The following is a 16,437-nucleotide window of genomic DNA, read 5'->3' as shown; positions in this document are numbered from 1 at the left end:
GTTGGGAAATTGCCTGCCTATCAGACACGCGTGAACCATCAATGAACACGGAGGCTCTTGCGAGCCAGCCATTTTTCAGGTGCTAATGACGACATGGACATGTCTCATGTATCGGAGCGAAGATGCCTGGCAGAACCGGAAAAAGCTTTCTCGAATTCCACGATCTGCCATCGGACATCATTCTTTCGCTTCTCGACCGCGCCAACGTCCTGGCCGGCGCATGGGCGGATCGCCGTATGCCGCAAAGCCTGGAGCGCAAGCATGTCGCGCTGATCGCCGATGACAGCGGCTGGCGGAACACCACGGCTTTCAGCCTTGGCGTCCAGGCGATGGGCGGCATCTGTGTGCAGGCGCCGATCAGCTTTAATGCGCGTGAGGAAACCGCCGACCTCGCCGGCTATCTCGACAATTGGTTCGATGTCCTGATTGTCCGCACAAAGCTGCTGACCGCCCTGCGCGAACTGGCGGCGACCGCGGACGCGCCTGTCATCAATGCCCGGACCAAATCGAACCACCCTTGCGAAACGCTGGGCGACCTCGCCTATGTCAAAAGCCGAAGGGGCAGTATCGGTGGCCTCAAGGTCGTCGGCGTCGCGCCCGATGCCAATATCCTACGGTCATGGGTCGAGGCTTCGCTCGCCTTGCCGATCAAGGTCACGCAGGTCTATCCGGAAAAATGGCACGTCCGCGACCGGGATCTTTCGAACGCGAATTTCAGCACCAGCATCGATATGAAGGAGTTGCTGGACGCCGACGTCATCATTACGGACTGTTGGTTGGATGATACCGCACAAGCCCAGCTACGCGACTACCGGATATCGGCCGCCACACTCGACCGGTGCCGCCCCGACACGATCTTCCTCCCCTGCCCGCCCGTCGCCAGGGGGCAGGAAGTCACCACGGACGCGATGACCCATCCGGCCTGCCAGAGCAGGGCGGCAAAGGCTTTTCTCCTGCATGCGCAGAATGCATTGCTGGAATGGATCGTCGTTTGAGGTCTTTTGACACCGACACCAAATTCGACATAGACAGCCACCTCTTGGCATTTAAGTCGCCCGGGGCGCCGCGCGCATAGCGAAAACCCGGAAAAGCCGCCTTCCGCGCACGAAATTCCCCGCCAAGGGGTGACAAAGGCGCAGCAATAGGGTATGTGCGCGCCCGGCATGGGAAATTTCCCATCAACCACCAAAGAAAAGCAGACGCATTCGCCCCTGCCTTTATAGGCATATATCCAAGGCGAGATCTTAAGGATCCAACCAAGGATAGAGCACTCAGGGCGCTCTGGCTGTTGAAGCAACAACGAGGTTGATAACATGAACATCATTCAGCAGTTGGAAGCCGAACAGGCTGCCAAGATCGAAGCCAAGCGCACGCTCCCCGACTTTTCCGCTGGCGACACCCTTCGCGTCAACGTGAAGGTCACGGAAGGCACCCGTACCCGCGTGCAGGCCTATGAAGGCGTCTGCATCGCTCGCTCCGGCGGCGGTCTGCAGGAAAATTTCACCGTTCGCAAGATCTCCTACGGCGAAGGCGTCGAGCGCGTATTCCCGGTTTACTCGCCGATGATCGAAAGCGTCGAAATCGTTCGCCGCGGTAAGGTCCGTCGCGCCAAGCTCTATTACCTGCGCGACCTGCGCGGCAAGGCTGCCCGTATCGTTGAAAACACCGGCACGCGCGCCCGCAAGCTCAACGACGCCGAGCGCCAGGCGCTTCTCGCTGAAAAGGCTCGCATCGAAGCCGAAAAGGTTGCTGCAGCCCAGGCTCTCGCAGCCGAAAAGGCAGCAGCTGAAGCCGCCGAAGCAAAGGCCGCAGCCGAAGCAGCAGCTGCTGCAGAAGCAGCCGCAGCCGCTGAACCGGCAGCAGAATAAGTCTCGATCCTTTCGGATTGTGGAAATCAAGGCGGCCTTCGGGTCGCCTTTTTTTGTTGGGGGCGACCAAGGGCGGCTGGGCGCGAAGAAAAATTCTCCATAAGCCGACGGCTTTGGAGCTGCTTTTCTGTTTTTATCGTGACGACCATGGCAATAGCCTTGCCATCGGCTTTAAAAATATGACAATTTTCCAACACACTATAAGGGGAATTTCCATGGCATTCCGTCGTTCTTTTCTTCTGGGTCTCACGGCCCTGGTGCTTGCACCTTTCGCCTCTTTCGCCGCCGACCTGCCGAACCTCAACGGCAAGACCGTCGTCGTCGTCACCGAGAATGCCTATCCGCCGCTGCAGTTCGTCGACCCCAAGTCCGGCAAGGCGATCGGCTGGGAATATGACGCGATGAACGAGATCGCCAAGCGACTGAACTTCAAGGTCGAGTACCAGAACACCAGCTGGGACGCGATGATCCAGGCCGTCTCCCAGGGCCAGTACAACATCGGCATGACCGGCATCACCATCAAGGAAGACCGGAAGCAGAAGGTCGACTTCTCCGACCCCTATATGCGCTCGCAGCAGTTCATGCTGGTGCGCAGCGACGAGAAGCGCTTTACCGACGCCAAGAGCTTCTCCGCCTTCAAGGACGGGCTGGTCGGCGCGCAGCCGGGCACGACCCCCTTCTACACCGCCGTCTACGAAGTACTCGACGGCAACGAGCAGAACCCGCGCATCAAGCTGTTCGAGACCTTTGGCGCCACCGTGCAGGCGTTGAAGACCGGCGACGTCGACACTGTTCTGACCGACGGCACCGCCGGCAAGGGCTATGTCGATGCTTCCAACGGCGGCCTGAAGATGATCGGCGGCCCGCTCGGCACCGAGGACTTCGGCTTCATCTTCCCGAAGGGCTCCGATCTCGTTGCCCCGATCAATGCCGCGATCGCCAGCCTGAAGGCCGACGGCACTTTCGAGGCGCTGAACAAGAAATGGTTCCTCGACTACAAGATGGGCCAGTAAGCCAGATGCGGTTTGAAACCGGAAGCCCGCTTTAATGGCGCTGCAAGCAGGCCCGAGCGGACACTATAGCAAGGACGACTTTCCCTGGTGGCTGGTCGTCCTTGTTCTCATCGGTATTGCCACCGCAATCGCCATCGTCACCAGCGATCTTTACGCCCAAGTCTTCAAGACCATCGTCCAGGGCATCGGCACCACCATCTTCGTCACGCTCGTCGCCTTCGCGCTGGCGATGGCGCTCGGCCTCGGCATTGCGCTGCTGGGCCTCTCCGACAGCCTGATCCTGCGCCAGATCGCCCGCTTCTATGTCGAAGTCATACGCGGCATCCCGATCCTGGTCCTGCTGTCCTACATCGCCTTCGTCGGCGCGCCGGCTTTCGTCGCGCTCTACAATACCGCCACATCGCCGCTCGCCTCCGCCGGCTGGACTGAGCCTCTGCTGGTGCGCGACGTGCCGCTGATGTGGCGGGCGATCGTGGCCTTGATGATCGCCTATGCCGCCTTCATCGCCGAGGTTTTTCGCGCCGGTATCCAGGCAGTCGATCCGGGCCAAATCGAAGCGGCGAAGGCGCTCGGCCTGTCGCGCTACCGGCGTTTCCGCCATGTCATCGCGCCGCAGGCGTTTCGCGTCATCTTCCCGCCGCTCTCCAACGATTTCATCGCGATGGTGAAGGACAGCTCGCTGGTCTCGGTGCTCGGCGTCGCCGATATCACCCAGCTTGCCAAGATCTATTCGTCCGGCTCCTTCCGCTACTTTGAAAGCTACTCGATCCTCGCCTATATCTACCTGATCCTGACGATTGGGCTGTCGCTGGTGCTGCGAAAGTTCGAAAAGCGGATGCGGGAGCGGCATATGCGCTGACGCGGGGTATCATCGCAATCCTTTGCGGCCAAACGTCAGCATTGCCGAGACTTCGGAAAATTGATATGAGCAACGCCATGACTAGGATCATGAGCAAAGACGGACAATTCGTCACGATTTTTGTGCTGCAGGACCACAAGCGCCTGCCGGCACGATTCTTTGCGATGATTTCGGGCGCGCTCAACAGCCGACTTCGCTGATCACACCCGAGGCCGGCGGTCCTGATCCGTCACCCCCTATTTCGACAATGCCAATATGGATCTGTAGCCATGAGCGCTCCACGTACCCTTTACGATAAAATCTGGGATGACCATCTCGTCGACAGCCAGGACGACGGCACCTGTCTTCTCTACATCGACCGTCACCTCGTCCATGAAGTGACGTCGCCGCAGGCATTCGAAGGCCTGCGCATGACCGGCCGCAAGGTCCGCGCCCCGGAAAAGACGCTTGCTGTCGTCGACCACAACGTTCCGACCTCACCCGATCGCCATCTCGGCATCAAGAACGAGGAAAGCCGCATCCAGGTCGAGGCGCTCGCCACCAACGCCGCCGAATTCGGCGTCGAATATTATTCGGCAAGCGACAAGCGCCAGGGCATCGTCCACATTATCGGCCCGGAACAGGGCTTCACCCTGCCCGGCATGACCATCGTCTGCGGCGACAGCCACACCTCGACCCACGGCGCCTTCGGCTCGCTGGCGCACGGCATCGGCACGTCTGAAGTGGAACACGTTCTGGCGACCCAGACGCTGATCCAGAAGAAGGCGAAGAACATGCTCGTGCGCGTTGACGGCCAGCTGCCGGCCGGCGTCACCGCCAAGGACATCATCCTTGCCATCATCGGCGAAATCGGCACTGCCGGCGGCACCGGCTACGTCATCGAATATGCGGGCGAAGCCATCCGCGCACTGTCGATGGAAGGCCGCATGACGATCTGCAACATGTCGATCGAAGGCGGTGCCCGCGCCGGCCTCATCGCCCCTGACGAGACCACCTTCGAATACATCAAGGGCAAGCCGCGCTCGCCGACGGGCGAAGCCCTGGAGCAGGCGATCGCCTACTGGAAGACGCTGCAGACAGATGAAGGCGCACATTACGACCGCGTCGTCGTGCTCGACGCCGCCGCCCTGCCGCCGATCGTCTCCTGGGGTTCCTCGCCCGAAGACGTCGTCTCCGTTCAGGGCATCGTTCCGAACCCGGACGAGATCCAGGACGAGAACAAGCGCACCTCCAAGTGGCGCGCGCTGGACTATATGGGCCTGAAGCCGGGCACGCCGATGACCGAGATCAACATCGACCGCGTCTTCATCGGCTCCTGCACCAACGGCCGCATCGAAGACCTGCGCGCCGTTGCCAAGGTCGTCGAAGGCAAGACCGTGGCATCCACCGTCGACGCGATGATCGTTCCGGGCTCCGGTCTGGTCAAGGAACAGGCGGAAGCCGAAGGCCTCGACAAGATCTTCAAGGCCGCCGGCTTCGACTGGCGCGAGCCTGGCTGTTCCATGTGCCTGGCCATGAATGACGACCGCCTGAAGCCGGGCGAACGCTGCGCCTCGACCTCGAACCGCAACTTTGAAGGCCGCCAGGGCTTCAAGGGCCGCACCCATCTGGTCTCGCCCGCCATGGCAGCGGCCGCGGCAATCGCCGGCCACTTCGTCGATATCCGCGAATGGAATTGATCGGTATTAACTGATCGACTGCAAAAGGCGGCCTCCGGGCCGCCTTTTTTGTTGGGCTTGAACAGACCTTATCGCTTCGACGTAAGTGTGGAAGGCTCGGTGACCACCGATCTTTCAACAGATGGAGCCAATTGCGCCCGCTGGCTGAGCCAGACGCTGCCAAGCACGACGACAATGCCGAATATCTGCATCGGGCTGAGCTGCTGGCCCAGCACCCACCAGCCGAGGATAACGGCAGTCGTCGGGCTCAGAAACCCGAGCGGCGAGACCACGGACGGCTCCAGCCGCGATAGACCGCGAAACCAGAGAATATAGGTGAGCGCGGCGCCGATCAGGCCGAGATAGGCAAAGCCCAGAATATTGGCGCCCGTCAGATGCGGAAGCGGCGGCTCCAGCATCAGGGCGAAAGGCAGCAACAGCAAGCCCCCGGCCGTCAATTGCCATGCGGTGAAGGTGAGCGGCGAGACGGGTGGCCGCCAGCGGCGGCTGAGCACCGTGCCCGCCGCCATGGAAAAAGCGCCGCCAATGCCCGCCGCAATGCCGATCGGATCGAGCGTTGCCTGCGGTGTAAGAATAAGAAGCGCGACACCGGCTATCCCGGCAATCGCCGCTATAACCGAAAGGCCACGGATCGGCGAACCGAGCAATAGCCGCGCCAGCACGATGACGATCAGCGGCTGGATCGCGCCGACGGTGGCCGCCACCCCGCCCGGCAACCGATAGGCCGAGATGAATAGCATCCACCAGAAAATCGAGAAGTTCAGCGCACCAAGAACGAGCGACCGCGGCCACCAGATCCCATCCGGCAGGCGCCGCACGATGGCGAGCAGCAGCAGCCCCGCCGGCAAGGCGCGCAGCATGGCGACCGTTAGCGGATAGCCGGCCGGCAAGAGTTCGGTCGTCACCAGATAGGTGCTACCCCAGATCGCCGGCGCGATCGCGGTCAGCAACAGGTCGGAATTGCGGGTCATGGCACGAGCCTCAAATTTATCTTGACTTCAAGATAGTTCAAAATACCTTGACGTCAAGATAATTCCATGGCGATGTCTGCGCATGGATCGTATCGACAAAATTCTCGCTCAATGGCACCGGGAACGGCCCGACCTCGACGTCGCTCCGATGGGGCTGATCGGCCGCATCGGAAACCTCGCCCATCACCTTAGCCGCGAGATGGGCAAGACCTTTGCGCAATTCGATCTGAACGGTCCGGCTTTCGATGTCCTGGCCACCCTGCGCCGCTCGGGCGCGCCTTACACCCTCTCCCCCAACGACCTGATGGCCACCATGATGGTGACCTCCGGCACGATGACCAATCGCATCGATCAACTGGAAAAGACAGGCCTCGTCACCCGCAGCCCCAATCCCGATGACGGCCGAAGCTTTCTGGTGTCGTTGACCGAAAATGGCTTTGCGCTGATCGACGCGGCCGTAACCGCCCATGTCGAGACACAGGCTCGGCTCGTATCGAGCCTCACGGAAGAGGAGAAGACGACGCTCGACGCCTTGCTCGGAAAATATTTAGCCGGCTTCGAAATGTTCGCGCCGGAAGAAAAGACTACGGCTGTAGCTTCGAATGAATAGCTTGAGCCAAGGCCACTCGAGGATGCGAGCAACGCCCTAACTAAGCTGATGCCTCCTTGCCGAATTCCGCGACCACGTAGTCAAGGAAACTGCGCAATTTCGGGGTGATGCGGCGATCAGGGGCGTAGAGAACATGCAACGGGCGTGTCGGTATCTTGTACTCCGGCAGGATAGGCACCAGTTGCCCCGATTCGATGCTCGCGCGGATCAGTTCGAGGGGCTGGAAAATGATCCCAAGCCCTGCCACCGCCGCCTGAAGCAAGGCTTCGCCGCTGTCGACCGTCAACCGCCCCGATATGGGAACATCGACATATCCGTCCGGTCCTTCGAAGGCCCAATGCGTTCTCAAACGCGTATGCGAAAAGATCAGGCACTCGTGATCTACGAGATCGCCTGGTGTACGGGGCGTTCCACGAGACTCAAGATAACGCGGGGCCGCACAAATAATGAGGCGGTAGGGATCCAGGCGCCGGGCGATCAATCCGCTGTCCGACAACTCCCCGACGCGGAAGATCGCATCATATCCCTCGTCTATCAGGTCAACCAATCGGTTCGACAGTGACAGGTCAATCGAGACCTCCGGATATGCCTTCAAATATTCGGGCAATTTGGGCGCAAGGGCGTTGATTCCGAAGGTCACGGGGGCACTGACCCTCAACCTGCCCCGAGGAACCGCGCGCGTTTCCGCCGCCAAAGCTTCCGCGGATTCGACTTCCGCCAGTATGTTGCGCGAACGCTCGTAGAACAGGCTGCCGACCTCGGTCAGGTGCTGCCGGCGGGTGGTTCGGTTCAGAAGCCGGACACCCAGATGATGCTCCAGGAATTGCACATGTTTACCGACAAGCTGCGGCGACATGTTCAAGGCGTCGGCAGCAGCACTGAACGACCCCAGCTCCACGGCTTTGACGAAGATGCTCATGCTGGAGAACCGGTCCATTAGAAACAATCCATTTCAAGTGCTGCGTAAAATCGACTATTTATCCCGATATGAGAATAATCCTATTCATTCCGTCAGCAATCACAAAGGAGCGACGGACATGAAAATCGCAATTATCGGCACTGGTAACATGGGAGCAGGCCTTGCTCACGCGCTGGCCGGAGCAGGTTGTGAACTGGTCATCGGTCACCGCGATCCAGCAAAGGCCGCCGAACTGGCCGCCGAACTGGGCGCCAATGTCGAAGGAGGCGGCATTGCAGCAGCCGTCAAGCTGGCGGATGTCGCCATTCTGGCTCTCCCCTATGGCGCGATAGGAGAGGCATTGAAGGCGGCGGGAGACCTCACGGGCAAGGTGCTCGTCGACATCTCGAACCCCATCACGGCCGATTACCGAGGATTGCTGGTCGGTCATTCGACGTCGGCGGCCGAGGAAATTCAGGCGCTGGTGCCGACGGCCACCGTGGTGAAGGCTTTCAACACGATATTCGCGACACTTCTGCCGATCGAGGCACGCAACGGAAAGACCCTGCAGGTGTTCGTCGCCGGCAATGACGAGCCGGCAAAGGAAACCGTATCGAACATCGCCAAGGCCATCGGCTTCGAGCCGGTCAATGCGGGAGAGCTGACCAATGCCCGCTTCATCGAACCCATCGGCGAGATGAACATCCACTTCGGCTTCTTCCTCGGCAAAGGCCCCTCCGTGGCGCCCGCCTGGGTTCAGGTCTGAGACCGGTGCAGCAGACTGAGCAATCAGCCCGCAAAAGGAGTTCCCGATGACAGACACGAACAACCACTTCATGAAGCGGTTCGTCGACTTCATAAATACGGCCGATGCCAAGATGGCCGAAGAGCTTGTATCTCCGAATGCGATCTTTTTCGTGCCGGGCCGTCCCGAGCCGATGAAGGGGCCGTCCGGTTACATGGCAATCATCGATATGATGCGAGGCGGTTTCCCGGACATACAGTGGACGCTTCAGGAAACTGTGACTGAACAGGACAAGATCGCCGTGCGCTTCATGATGCACGGGACGCACAAAGGAACCTTCTTCGGGGTTCCCGCCACCGGAAAGCAAATATCGGTTCAGGCTCTCAACATCTACCATCTGAGCGACGGTCAGATCGTGGAGGAATATGGCCAACCCGACCTTCTTGGGCTGATGCAACAAATCGGGGCTCTTCCGAAGTAATAATCTCCAAACTCAAAGAGGCCCGGAACGTAAGCTCCGGGCCTCTTTGACACAGGCGGAATTTCCGCCAATCCATCCACTCAGAACGTCGCCGTCACCGGGTCCGGTCCGATACGTCCGCCAGCCGAATCCAGCTTGGCGATCCCCGCCAGATCTTCGGCATCGAGCTTGAAATCAAACACCTTGAGGTTTTCCTCGATGCGGCTCGGGGTCACCGATTTCGGGATGACGATCAGGCCGTTGTCGATGTGCCAGCGGATGATCACCTGGGCCGGTGTGCGGCCGTGCTTGGCGGCGACCTTGCCGATCACAGCATTGCTAAGCAACTTGCCCTGGCCGAGCGGGCTCCAGGATTCCGTCTTGATGCCGAGCTTGTCATGCACCTCGCGCAGCGCCTTCTGCTGGAAGGTCGGATGCAGCTCGATCTGGTTCAGCACCGGCGTCACGCCGGTTTCGCCGATGATGCGGTCCAGATGCTCCTTGGCAAAGTTGGAAACGCCGATGGAGCGGGCGCGACCTTCTTCCTTGAGACGCAGGAAAGCCTTCCAGGTGTCGGCGTAGCGGTCGCGGCGCGGTGCCGGCCAGTGGATGAGATAGAGATCGACATAATCGGTGCCGAGCCGCTTCAGGCTCGCGTCGAAGGCCTTCAGGGTCGAGTCGAAGCCCTGCTCGTCGTTCCAGAGCTTGGTGGTGAGGAAGATGTCCTTGCGGGCGACGCCGGACTGGCGCATACCCTCGCCGACGCCATCTTCGTTCTCATAGATGGCAGCGGTGTCGACATGACGATAGCCGGCCTTCAATGCGGTGCTGACCGCCGAGGGCGCGACGTTTTCCGGCGTCTGCCAGACGCCGAGACCGACCTGCGGAATGGAATTGCCGTCGTTGAAAGTGATTGTCGATTGATTGGTCACAATATCTCTCCAAATGAATTGGGCGTGGATGGAGTGAAGGCGCGAACGAACTCGAACGACAAGCCTGGGATTTCCCCGCGCACCGCAACCGATGCGCCCTCCGAAAACCTATATAAGGCAGGGCCGCCCGATTATCACCCCGGCATGGCCGTCAAAGGACGCGAACTGTCGTGCCCTTCCTTAAGAAACCGATAATGCGCTGCATGTCCCTGAGACTGACGGCGATACAGCCGGCGGTCGGCTCGTAGCCGGGCTTGATCAGATGGAAGAAGATGGCGGAGCCCCGGTTACGCCGGCGCGAGCCTATGTTCCAGTCGAGCACCAGGCAGATATCATAGAGCCCGTCGCGCCGCCGCATCTCCTCATGGCTCGGCTTGAATGGGGCCTTGACGAGCCTGTTGTAATTGGCGTCCTCCGGCTGGTCGCACCAGAACATGTCCTCGCGGATCCGCCGCATCGGCAAAGGGGTGCGCAGGAAGCGGACATGATCGCCCCGCGTAAAGCCATGAAGCAGTTTCATGGCGGCAATCGGCGTCGCCCCGTCCCCCTCGCACTTCAGCACGCTGCGCCCGGAACGGCCGATCGCCGCGGGCACCGTCAACGGCCCAAGCTGCACCAGCGCCCGCGTCGGCTTTCCCGGCGCAGGACGCACGGTGATTGTGGAAGCGGCTCGATTACCGCCTACCCTTGTTTTTTCCATTTTTCTCACATGTTTTTGCTTTGCACGTGATTTGATTTGAAATCATAGCAGTTTCAACTGGACGACCAAGCCTGAGCCGCCTCCCGACTTGCTAAAAACGCAATTTGGCGTAGGACTTAGGAGGCAAACGAACGAGGACCGGAACGGCATGACCGCACGCACCATTCTACTGGTGGATGATGATAACGACCTGCGCGAAATGTTGGTCGAGCAATTGTCGCTATATGAGGAATTCACGGTTCTGCAGGAAGTAAACGCCGGCAAGGGCGTGCAGACCGCACGCGCCGCCCCCGTCGATCTCCTGATCATGGATGTCGGCCTACCCGATATGGATGGCCGCGAAGCCGTGAAGCTGCTGCGCAAGAACGGCTTCAAGTCGCCGATCATCATGCTCACCGGCCATGACACCGATTCCGACACCATCCTCGGCCTCGAAGCCGGCGCCAACGATTATGTCACCAAGCCGTTCCGCTTCGCCGTGCTGCTCGCCCGCATCCGCGCGCAGCTTCGCCAGCACGAGCAGAGCGAAGACGCGACCTTCACCGTCGGCCGCTATCTCTTCAAGCCGAGCCAGAAGCTGCTGACCACAGAAGACGGCCAGAAGATCCGCCTGACGGAAAAGGAAGCGGCGATCATCCGCTATCTTTACCGCGCCGACCAGAAGGTCGTGACCCGCGATATCCTTCTCGAAGAGGTCTGGGGCTACAATTCCGGCGTCACCACCCATACGCTCGAAACCCATGTCTATCGCCTGCGCCAGAAGATCGAGCGCGATCCTTCCAACGCCGAAATTCTGGTAACGGAAAACGGCGGCTACAAGATCATTCCATAGGCATTCAATATGGCGCTGACCGACGATATCCGCCTGCTGTCGCAACTGCCGCTGTTCCACGGCATGGGCGAAGAGCCGTTGCGGCTGATCGCCTTCGGCGCCGACCGTCGCCATGTCTCGCCGGGCCAGACGCTGTTCCGGGAAAAATCGCCGGCCGAATGCGCCTATGTCGTCGCCAACGGCAGCTTCGAGCTCACCACCGTAGATGCTGCCGGACAGTCGAACGTCGAAGCCACGGTGCAGGCCGGCACCATGCTCTCCGAATTGGCACTGGTCACCCTGGTGGAGCGCAAATACACGGCCGTGGCGCTGGAGGAATCCGATGTCATGCGTATCACGCGGGCGCTGTTTCACCGGCTGATCGAGGAATATCCCGACGCCGGCCTGCTGATCCAGAATCGCATCCGCGAAAACTTTGCCGCACTCGCGAGACAGACGGCAGCGCTGCTTGGCAGGTTTTCCTGACCGGACCCAAACGGGTCCGGCTTTGCGGATTCATTCTCAAAGATTGAAATGCGCAGTCACCGGCACATGGTCGGACGGGCGATCCCAGCCGCGCGCAGCCTTCAGGATATCGATGCGCTGCAAGAGCGGCCCGAGGTCGGATGACGACCAGATGTGGTCGAGACGCCGGCCGCGGTCGGCTGCTTCCCAATCCTTGGCGCGGTAGCTCCACCACGTATAGAGCTTCTCGTTCGCCGGCACATGCTGGCGCATCAGATCAAGCCAGGCGCCGCGCTTCATGACCTCAAGCAGGCCATCGGTTTCGATCGGTGTGTGGCTGACGATCTTCAGCAACTGCTTGTGCGACCAGACGTCGTGTTCGAGCGGCGCGATGTTGAGGTCGCCGACGAGGATGGCGGAGGTGTTCTGCTCGGCATTGGCATGCAGGTGCTTCATCTCCTCGATGAAGTCGAGCTTGTGGCCGAACTTCGGATTGATCGTCCGGTCGGGCTCGTCGCCGCCGGCCGGAACGTAGAAATTATGCACCCGGATGCGCCGGCCTCCGCGCTCGAAGATCGCCGAGATATGCCGGCTGTCGCCGACATTGCAATAATCCTGCCGATGATCCTCGGTCAGCGGAAAACGCGAGGCGATAGCGACGCCATGATAGCCCTTCTGACCATGAATGATGATGTGCTCATAGCCGAGCGCTCTCAGCGGCGCATAGGGGAAGAGCTCGTTCGGAACCTTGGTCTCCTGCAGGCAGAGAATATCGGGCCGGGACTGCATCAGGAATTGCTCGACGATCGGCATGCGCAACCGCACCGAGTTGATGTTCCAGGTCGCTATCGAAAATCCCATACCCAAGCCCTTTCCTCTAAGCAGGATAAGGCTTTAGACCGGCTTTGAGCGAAAGGAAAGCGCCATTCGGCGCTTCCTCTATTGCCAGGGACGGAGACAGCGATCAGCGCGTATAGTCGATGCGGAAGACACTGTCGTCGAAGGAGACATTGGTCTTCACATTGTTGATGATGACGTCGGTGGTCTTGCCCTGCGGGTCGATCACCGTCCACTGGCGCAGGTCGTAGGTCTTGGAATCGAAGATCATAGCGATGGTGGAATCGCCGAAGACGGTGCGGTTGCCGAGCGTAATCTTGGTGAGGTCCGGCTGCGCGTCGACACCGCGCACCATATCGGCGGAAAGATCGATCTTGTTGGCAAGCAGCAGGCTCAGCGGCGTCTTTGACAGCTGATACATGTTCTTCGTCCGCGTCTGGTCGTTAATGACCTGGACGTTGTTGCCGTCACAGATGACGCGCATGCGCGACGGCGGATCGTAGTTGAAGCGCATCTTGCCGGGACGCTGGATGAAAAAGCTGCCGCTCACCTGGTCGCCGCGCGGTCCGATCTGCAGGAAGCCGCCCTTCATGGTCTTGATCGACGAGAAATGATCGGCGATCTGCTGCGCTACGCTGGGATTGAGGGATGCGGCCTGCGCCTGCGCCAAGGCCGAAACGGGCAGAGCGCCTGCCGCACCGACCGCGACCACGGCGCCGAGGAAATGCCGGCGGGTCATGGAAAGTCGGTTGGACGGCTGCGCATCAAACTTTGTCATCGAATTCTCCTTCATGCTTTGTCCATGGCGCGCAAAATCGGCGTCTTCATGGCGCGGCGGCCCATGTCCGGTTGTGGGCCGCGATCAAATTTCCCTGAACATAGCCGGGATATACGACGCGAAAGGGGCCCGTGGCCTCAGCGATCCAGAATATCCGCCTTGGTAGGAACGAGAATTTCGCGCTTGCCGGCATGGTTGGCCGGGCCGATCACGCCTTCTTCCTCCATGCGCTCGATCAGCGAGGCGGCACGGTTATAGCCAATGCCAAGACGCCGCTGGATGTAGGAGGTCGAGGCCTTGCCGTCGCTGAGAACGATCGCCACCGCCTGATCGTAAGGGTCGTCCAAATCGGCAAGATTGGCCGTGCCCGCCGGGCCGTGACCATCCTCATCATCCTCATCGTCGGCGGTGATCGCGTCGAGATATTGCGGCGAGCCTTGCGTCTTCAGATAGGAGACGATGTCCTCGACCTCGCCATCGGCAACGAACGGGCCGTGGACGCGCTGAATACGCCCGCCGCCTGCCATATAGAGCATGTCGCCCATGCCGAGGAGCTGTTCGGCGCCCTGTTCGCCGAGGATCGTGCGGCTGTCGATCTTCGACGTCACCTGGAAGGAAATACGCGTCGGGAAGTTCGCCTTGATTGTGCCGGTGATGACGTCGACGGACGGACGCTGGGTTGCCATGATCACATGGATGCCGGCGGCCCGGGCCATCTGCGCCAGGCGCTGCACCGCGCCTTCGATATCCTTGCCGGCGACCATCATCAGGTCGGCCATTTCGTCGATGATGACGACGATATAGGGCATGGGCTTCAGATCGAATTCCTCGGTCTCGTAGATCGCCTCGCCGGTCTGCCGGTCGAAACCGGTCTGCACGGTACGGCTGATCGCTTCGCCCTTGGCAACGGCTTGCTCGACGCGGGTATTGAAGCCGTCGATGTTGCGCACGCCGATCTTCGACATCTTCTTGTAGCGCTCTTCCATCTCACGGACGGTCCATTTCAGCGCGACGACGGCCTTCTTCGGATCGGTGACGACGGGAGAGAGCAAATGCGGAATGCCGTCATAGACGGAAAGTTCCAGCATCTTCGGGTCGATCATGATCAGGCGGCACTGTTCCGGCGTCAGCCGGTAGAGCAGCGACAGGATCATCGTGTTGATGGCAACGGACTTGCCCGAGCCGGTGGTGCCGGCGACCAGCAGATGCGGCATCTTGGCGAGATCGGCGATGACGGGCTCGCCGCCGATGGTCTTGCCGAGCGCCATCGCAAGCTTGGCCTTAGAGCTTTCAAAATCGCGGCTGGCGACGAGCTCGCGCAGATAGACGGTTTCGCGCGTGGAATTCGGCAGTTCGATGCCGATGGCATTGCGGCCGGGCACGACGGCGACGCGGGCGGCAATCGCGCTCATCGAACGGGCAATATCATCGGCAAGACCGATGACACGTGAGGATTTGATGCCAGGTGCCGGCTCCAGTTCGTAGAGCGTTACCACCGGGCCGGGGCGGACATGGATGATCTCGCCCTTGACGCCGAAGTCCTCGAGCACGCCTTCCAGCATGCGGGCATTCTGCTCCAGCGCGTCGGAAGACAGCGTCGCATCCCGCACGATGGTCTTCGGCTCGGCAAGCAGGTGCACGGCCGGAAGCTGGAAGCCGTAGGAGCGGATGAAGGAGGTCTGCGCCTCGCGCTCGGCACGCGCGCCGGGCTTCGGCCGCGGAGCAGCGGGAATGACGCGCGGGCTGGCCGGAGCGCCGGAGGCTTTCGATGAAGCCGGGCGCAATGCCCATTCGTCTTCCTCGTCATCCGGCAGGATGCCGGCCGGACGCCGCGGCTCGCGTTCGTAGGATGCATCATCATCATCCTCGTCTTCGTCGTCGCCCATACTGATCGACGGAGGAGACACCACGCGGCGCTGGGCCGGGCCATCCAGCGACGGCTCGACGCGCTCGCCCCGGACAACCGGCGCCTTGGCGCGCGCCGGCTCGTTCAGCGTGCCGAATTCGTCATCGTTGAAGTCGTAGGGTGCATCGAAGGCATGATCGCGACGCTTGCGCGGACCCATGCCGAACAGGCGCCGAAGACGGGCCTGCGCATTGTACCAGGAATGCATGAGCGCGCCGAAGGCCATGAAACCGCCTCGGTCGTCATCCTCGTCGTCATCGCCAACGCTGCGGGCGCGGCTCTGCGTTTCCTCGTAGTCCTCTTCATTCTCCTCGTCTTCCGGCAGGCTGCGTCCGACCAGGCCGGCAGCAAACAGCATGAGCCAGGCAGCGGGGATGGCAAGGACGGTACCGAAGACGGTAGCAAAGACGCCGCTCGGATAGGTGCCGATGAAAAGCGCTGGAAAACGCAGGAGGATATCGCCGATGACGCCGCCGATACCGTTCGGGATCGGCCAGGTTGGAGGAGCGGGGAAACAGGCGATGGAACCGGCAGCAACGATGGAGCCGCCGACCCAGGCACCGAGACGGGCCGGCAGGCGATGGATCTTGCGGTTGGAAATCAGCGCGAAAGCCCAGGCGACGATGGGCAGCAGCACGACGATGCAGGCAAGGCCGAGCGCCTGCATCAGGATGTCAGCGAAGGCAGCGCCCGGAAAGCCCAGTATGTTCGTCGGCGCATTGCTCGTGGCGTAGGAATAGCTGGGGTCCATAACGTTCCAGGTCGCCAGGGCAGCGACCGCGAGCGCCAGCAGGAACAGCAGCGCGAAGCCGATGAGGCCCCTCACCTGCCGCCAAACCACTCCCGAAAGCGAGAAACGGTCGGGGGGACCGCCCAGCGCTGCCGAATTGCTTCTGCCCATGATA

18 protein-coding genes are annotated in these 16,437 nt (G+C 60.8%); 11 read left to right on the top strand and 7 right to left on the bottom strand.

The features are described from left to right. The first annotated feature begins 122 nt into the window (after positions 1–122). The 6 genes from RRH01S_RS10800 to leuC all read left to right on the top strand — a co-directional run bounded on the left by RRH01S_RS10800 (position 123) and on the right by leuC (position 5,419). Positions 123–995: an ornithine carbamoyltransferase gene (locus RRH01S_RS10800; RefSeq protein WP_012652724.1), complete on the top strand. Its 873-nt coding sequence runs from the start codon at positions 123–125 to the stop codon at positions 993–995. A gap of 318 nt (positions 996–1,313) precedes the next feature. Continuing rightward, positions 1,314–1,868 (top strand): 50S ribosomal protein L19, encoded by a 555-nt coding sequence (gene rplS, locus RRH01S_RS10795; RefSeq protein WP_012652725.1) that lies wholly within the window; start codon positions 1,314–1,316, stop codon positions 1,866–1,868. 215 nt (positions 1,869–2,083) lie between these two features. Continuing rightward, entirely contained in the window at positions 2,084–2,881 is a 798-nt protein-coding gene (locus RRH01S_RS10790; protein ID WP_012652726.1) for a basic amino acid ABC transporter substrate-binding protein, read from the top strand. A gap of 34 nt (positions 2,882–2,915) precedes the next feature. Beyond that, positions 2,916–3,740, top strand: a complete 825-nt coding sequence (locus tag RRH01S_RS10785) for an amino acid ABC transporter permease (RefSeq protein ID WP_012652727.1) — start codon at positions 2,916–2,918, stop codon at positions 3,738–3,740. Between the two features lie 65 nt (positions 3,741–3,805). After that, the gene (locus RRH01S_RS35100; RefSeq protein ID WP_007693803.1) at positions 3,806–3,940 is read left to right on the top strand and encodes a hypothetical protein; all 135 of its coding nucleotides are present in this window, start codon (positions 3,806–3,808) and stop codon (positions 3,938–3,940) included. A 69-nt stretch (positions 3,941–4,009) separates the two neighbouring features. Continuing rightward, positions 4,010–5,419: a 3-isopropylmalate dehydratase large subunit gene (gene leuC / locus RRH01S_RS10780; protein ID WP_007693806.1), complete on the top strand. Its 1,410-nt coding sequence runs from the start codon at positions 4,010–4,012 to the stop codon at positions 5,417–5,419. A 68-nt stretch (positions 5,420–5,487) separates the two neighbouring features. On the opposite strand, the gene RRH01S_RS10775 is transcribed toward leuC, so the two are convergent. Further along, positions 5,488–6,390 carry an EamA family transporter gene (locus tag RRH01S_RS10775; RefSeq protein WP_034521728.1) on the bottom strand — a complete coding sequence of 301 codons (903 nt, stop codon included), beginning with the start codon at positions 6,388–6,390 and terminating at the stop codon, positions 5,488–5,490. 82 nt (positions 6,391–6,472) lie between these two features. On the opposite strand from RRH01S_RS10775, the gene RRH01S_RS10770 reads away from it, so the two are divergent. Continuing rightward, the gene (locus tag RRH01S_RS10770) at positions 6,473–7,000 is read left to right on the top strand and encodes a MarR family winged helix-turn-helix transcriptional regulator (protein ID WP_034521729.1); all 528 of its coding nucleotides are present in this window, start codon (positions 6,473–6,475) and stop codon (positions 6,998–7,000) included. 40 nt (positions 7,001–7,040) lie between these two features. On the opposite strand, the gene RRH01S_RS10765 is transcribed toward RRH01S_RS10770, so the two are convergent. Then, a complete protein-coding gene (locus tag RRH01S_RS10765) occupies positions 7,041–7,937 on the bottom strand; it encodes a LysR family transcriptional regulator (RefSeq protein ID WP_034521730.1) in 897 nt (298 codons plus the stop codon). A 100-nt stretch (positions 7,938–8,037) separates the two neighbouring features. Here RRH01S_RS10765 and RRH01S_RS10760 point away from each other — a divergent pair, with 100 nt between their 5' ends. Together RRH01S_RS10760 and RRH01S_RS10755 are read left to right on the top strand one after the other, a co-directional pair. Further along, on the top strand, positions 8,038–8,664 hold the full coding sequence (locus RRH01S_RS10760; protein WP_034521731.1) for an NADPH-dependent F420 reductase: 627 nt from the start codon (positions 8,038–8,040) through the stop codon (positions 8,662–8,664). A 46-nt stretch (positions 8,665–8,710) separates the two neighbouring features. Next, the gene (locus RRH01S_RS10755; protein ID WP_007694558.1) at positions 8,711–9,124 is read left to right on the top strand and encodes an ester cyclase; all 414 of its coding nucleotides are present in this window, start codon (positions 8,711–8,713) and stop codon (positions 9,122–9,124) included. An 80-nt stretch (positions 9,125–9,204) separates the two neighbouring features. On the opposite strand, the gene RRH01S_RS10750 is transcribed toward RRH01S_RS10755, so the two are convergent. Further along, complete coding sequence (locus RRH01S_RS10750; RefSeq protein ID WP_034521732.1) at positions 9,205–10,035, bottom strand: aldo/keto reductase; 831 nt, start codon at positions 10,033–10,035, stop codon at positions 9,205–9,207. Positions 10,036–10,186: 151 nt separating this feature from the next. Further along, positions 10,187–10,735, bottom strand: coding sequence for a L,D-transpeptidase family protein (locus RRH01S_RS10745; RefSeq protein ID WP_034521733.1), 549 nt, complete (start codon positions 10,733–10,735; stop codon positions 10,187–10,189). Positions 10,736–10,883: 148 nt separating this feature from the next. Between RRH01S_RS10745 and RRH01S_RS10740 the strand changes: the two genes are divergently transcribed. Together RRH01S_RS10740 and RRH01S_RS10735 are read left to right on the top strand one after the other, a co-directional pair. Then, positions 10,884–11,567, top strand: a complete 684-nt coding sequence (locus RRH01S_RS10740; RefSeq protein ID WP_007694554.1) for a response regulator transcription factor — start codon at positions 10,884–10,886, stop codon at positions 11,565–11,567. 9 nt (positions 11,568–11,576) lie between these two features. Beyond that, positions 11,577–12,032 (top strand): cyclic nucleotide-binding domain-containing protein, encoded by a 456-nt coding sequence (locus RRH01S_RS10735; protein ID WP_007694553.1) that lies wholly within the window; start codon positions 11,577–11,579, stop codon positions 12,030–12,032. Positions 12,033–12,068: 36 nt separating this feature from the next. On the opposite strand, the gene RRH01S_RS10730 is transcribed toward RRH01S_RS10735, so the two are convergent. The 3 genes from RRH01S_RS10730 to RRH01S_RS10720 form a co-directional block, all read right to left on the bottom strand. Then, the gene (locus RRH01S_RS10730) at positions 12,069–12,872 is read right to left on the bottom strand and encodes an exodeoxyribonuclease III (RefSeq protein WP_034521735.1); all 804 of its coding nucleotides are present in this window, start codon (positions 12,870–12,872) and stop codon (positions 12,069–12,071) included. A gap of 103 nt (positions 12,873–12,975) precedes the next feature. Next, positions 12,976–13,626, bottom strand: coding sequence for an outer-membrane lipoprotein carrier protein LolA (locus RRH01S_RS10725; protein WP_007694548.1), 651 nt, complete (start codon positions 13,624–13,626; stop codon positions 12,976–12,978). Between the two features lie 137 nt (positions 13,627–13,763). Further along, on the bottom strand, positions 13,764–16,433 hold the full coding sequence (locus tag RRH01S_RS10720) for an FtsK/SpoIIIE family DNA translocase (protein WP_042471583.1): 2,670 nt from the start codon (positions 16,431–16,433) through the stop codon (positions 13,764–13,766). Positions 16,434–16,437: the final 4 nt, after the last annotated feature.

The organism is Rhizobium rhizogenes NBRC 13257 (assembly GCF_000696095.1).
Classification (GTDB): domain Bacteria; phylum Pseudomonadota; class Alphaproteobacteria; order Rhizobiales; family Rhizobiaceae; genus Rhizobium; species Rhizobium rhizogenes.
This window is presented reverse-complemented; position numbering and strand designations above follow the sequence as displayed.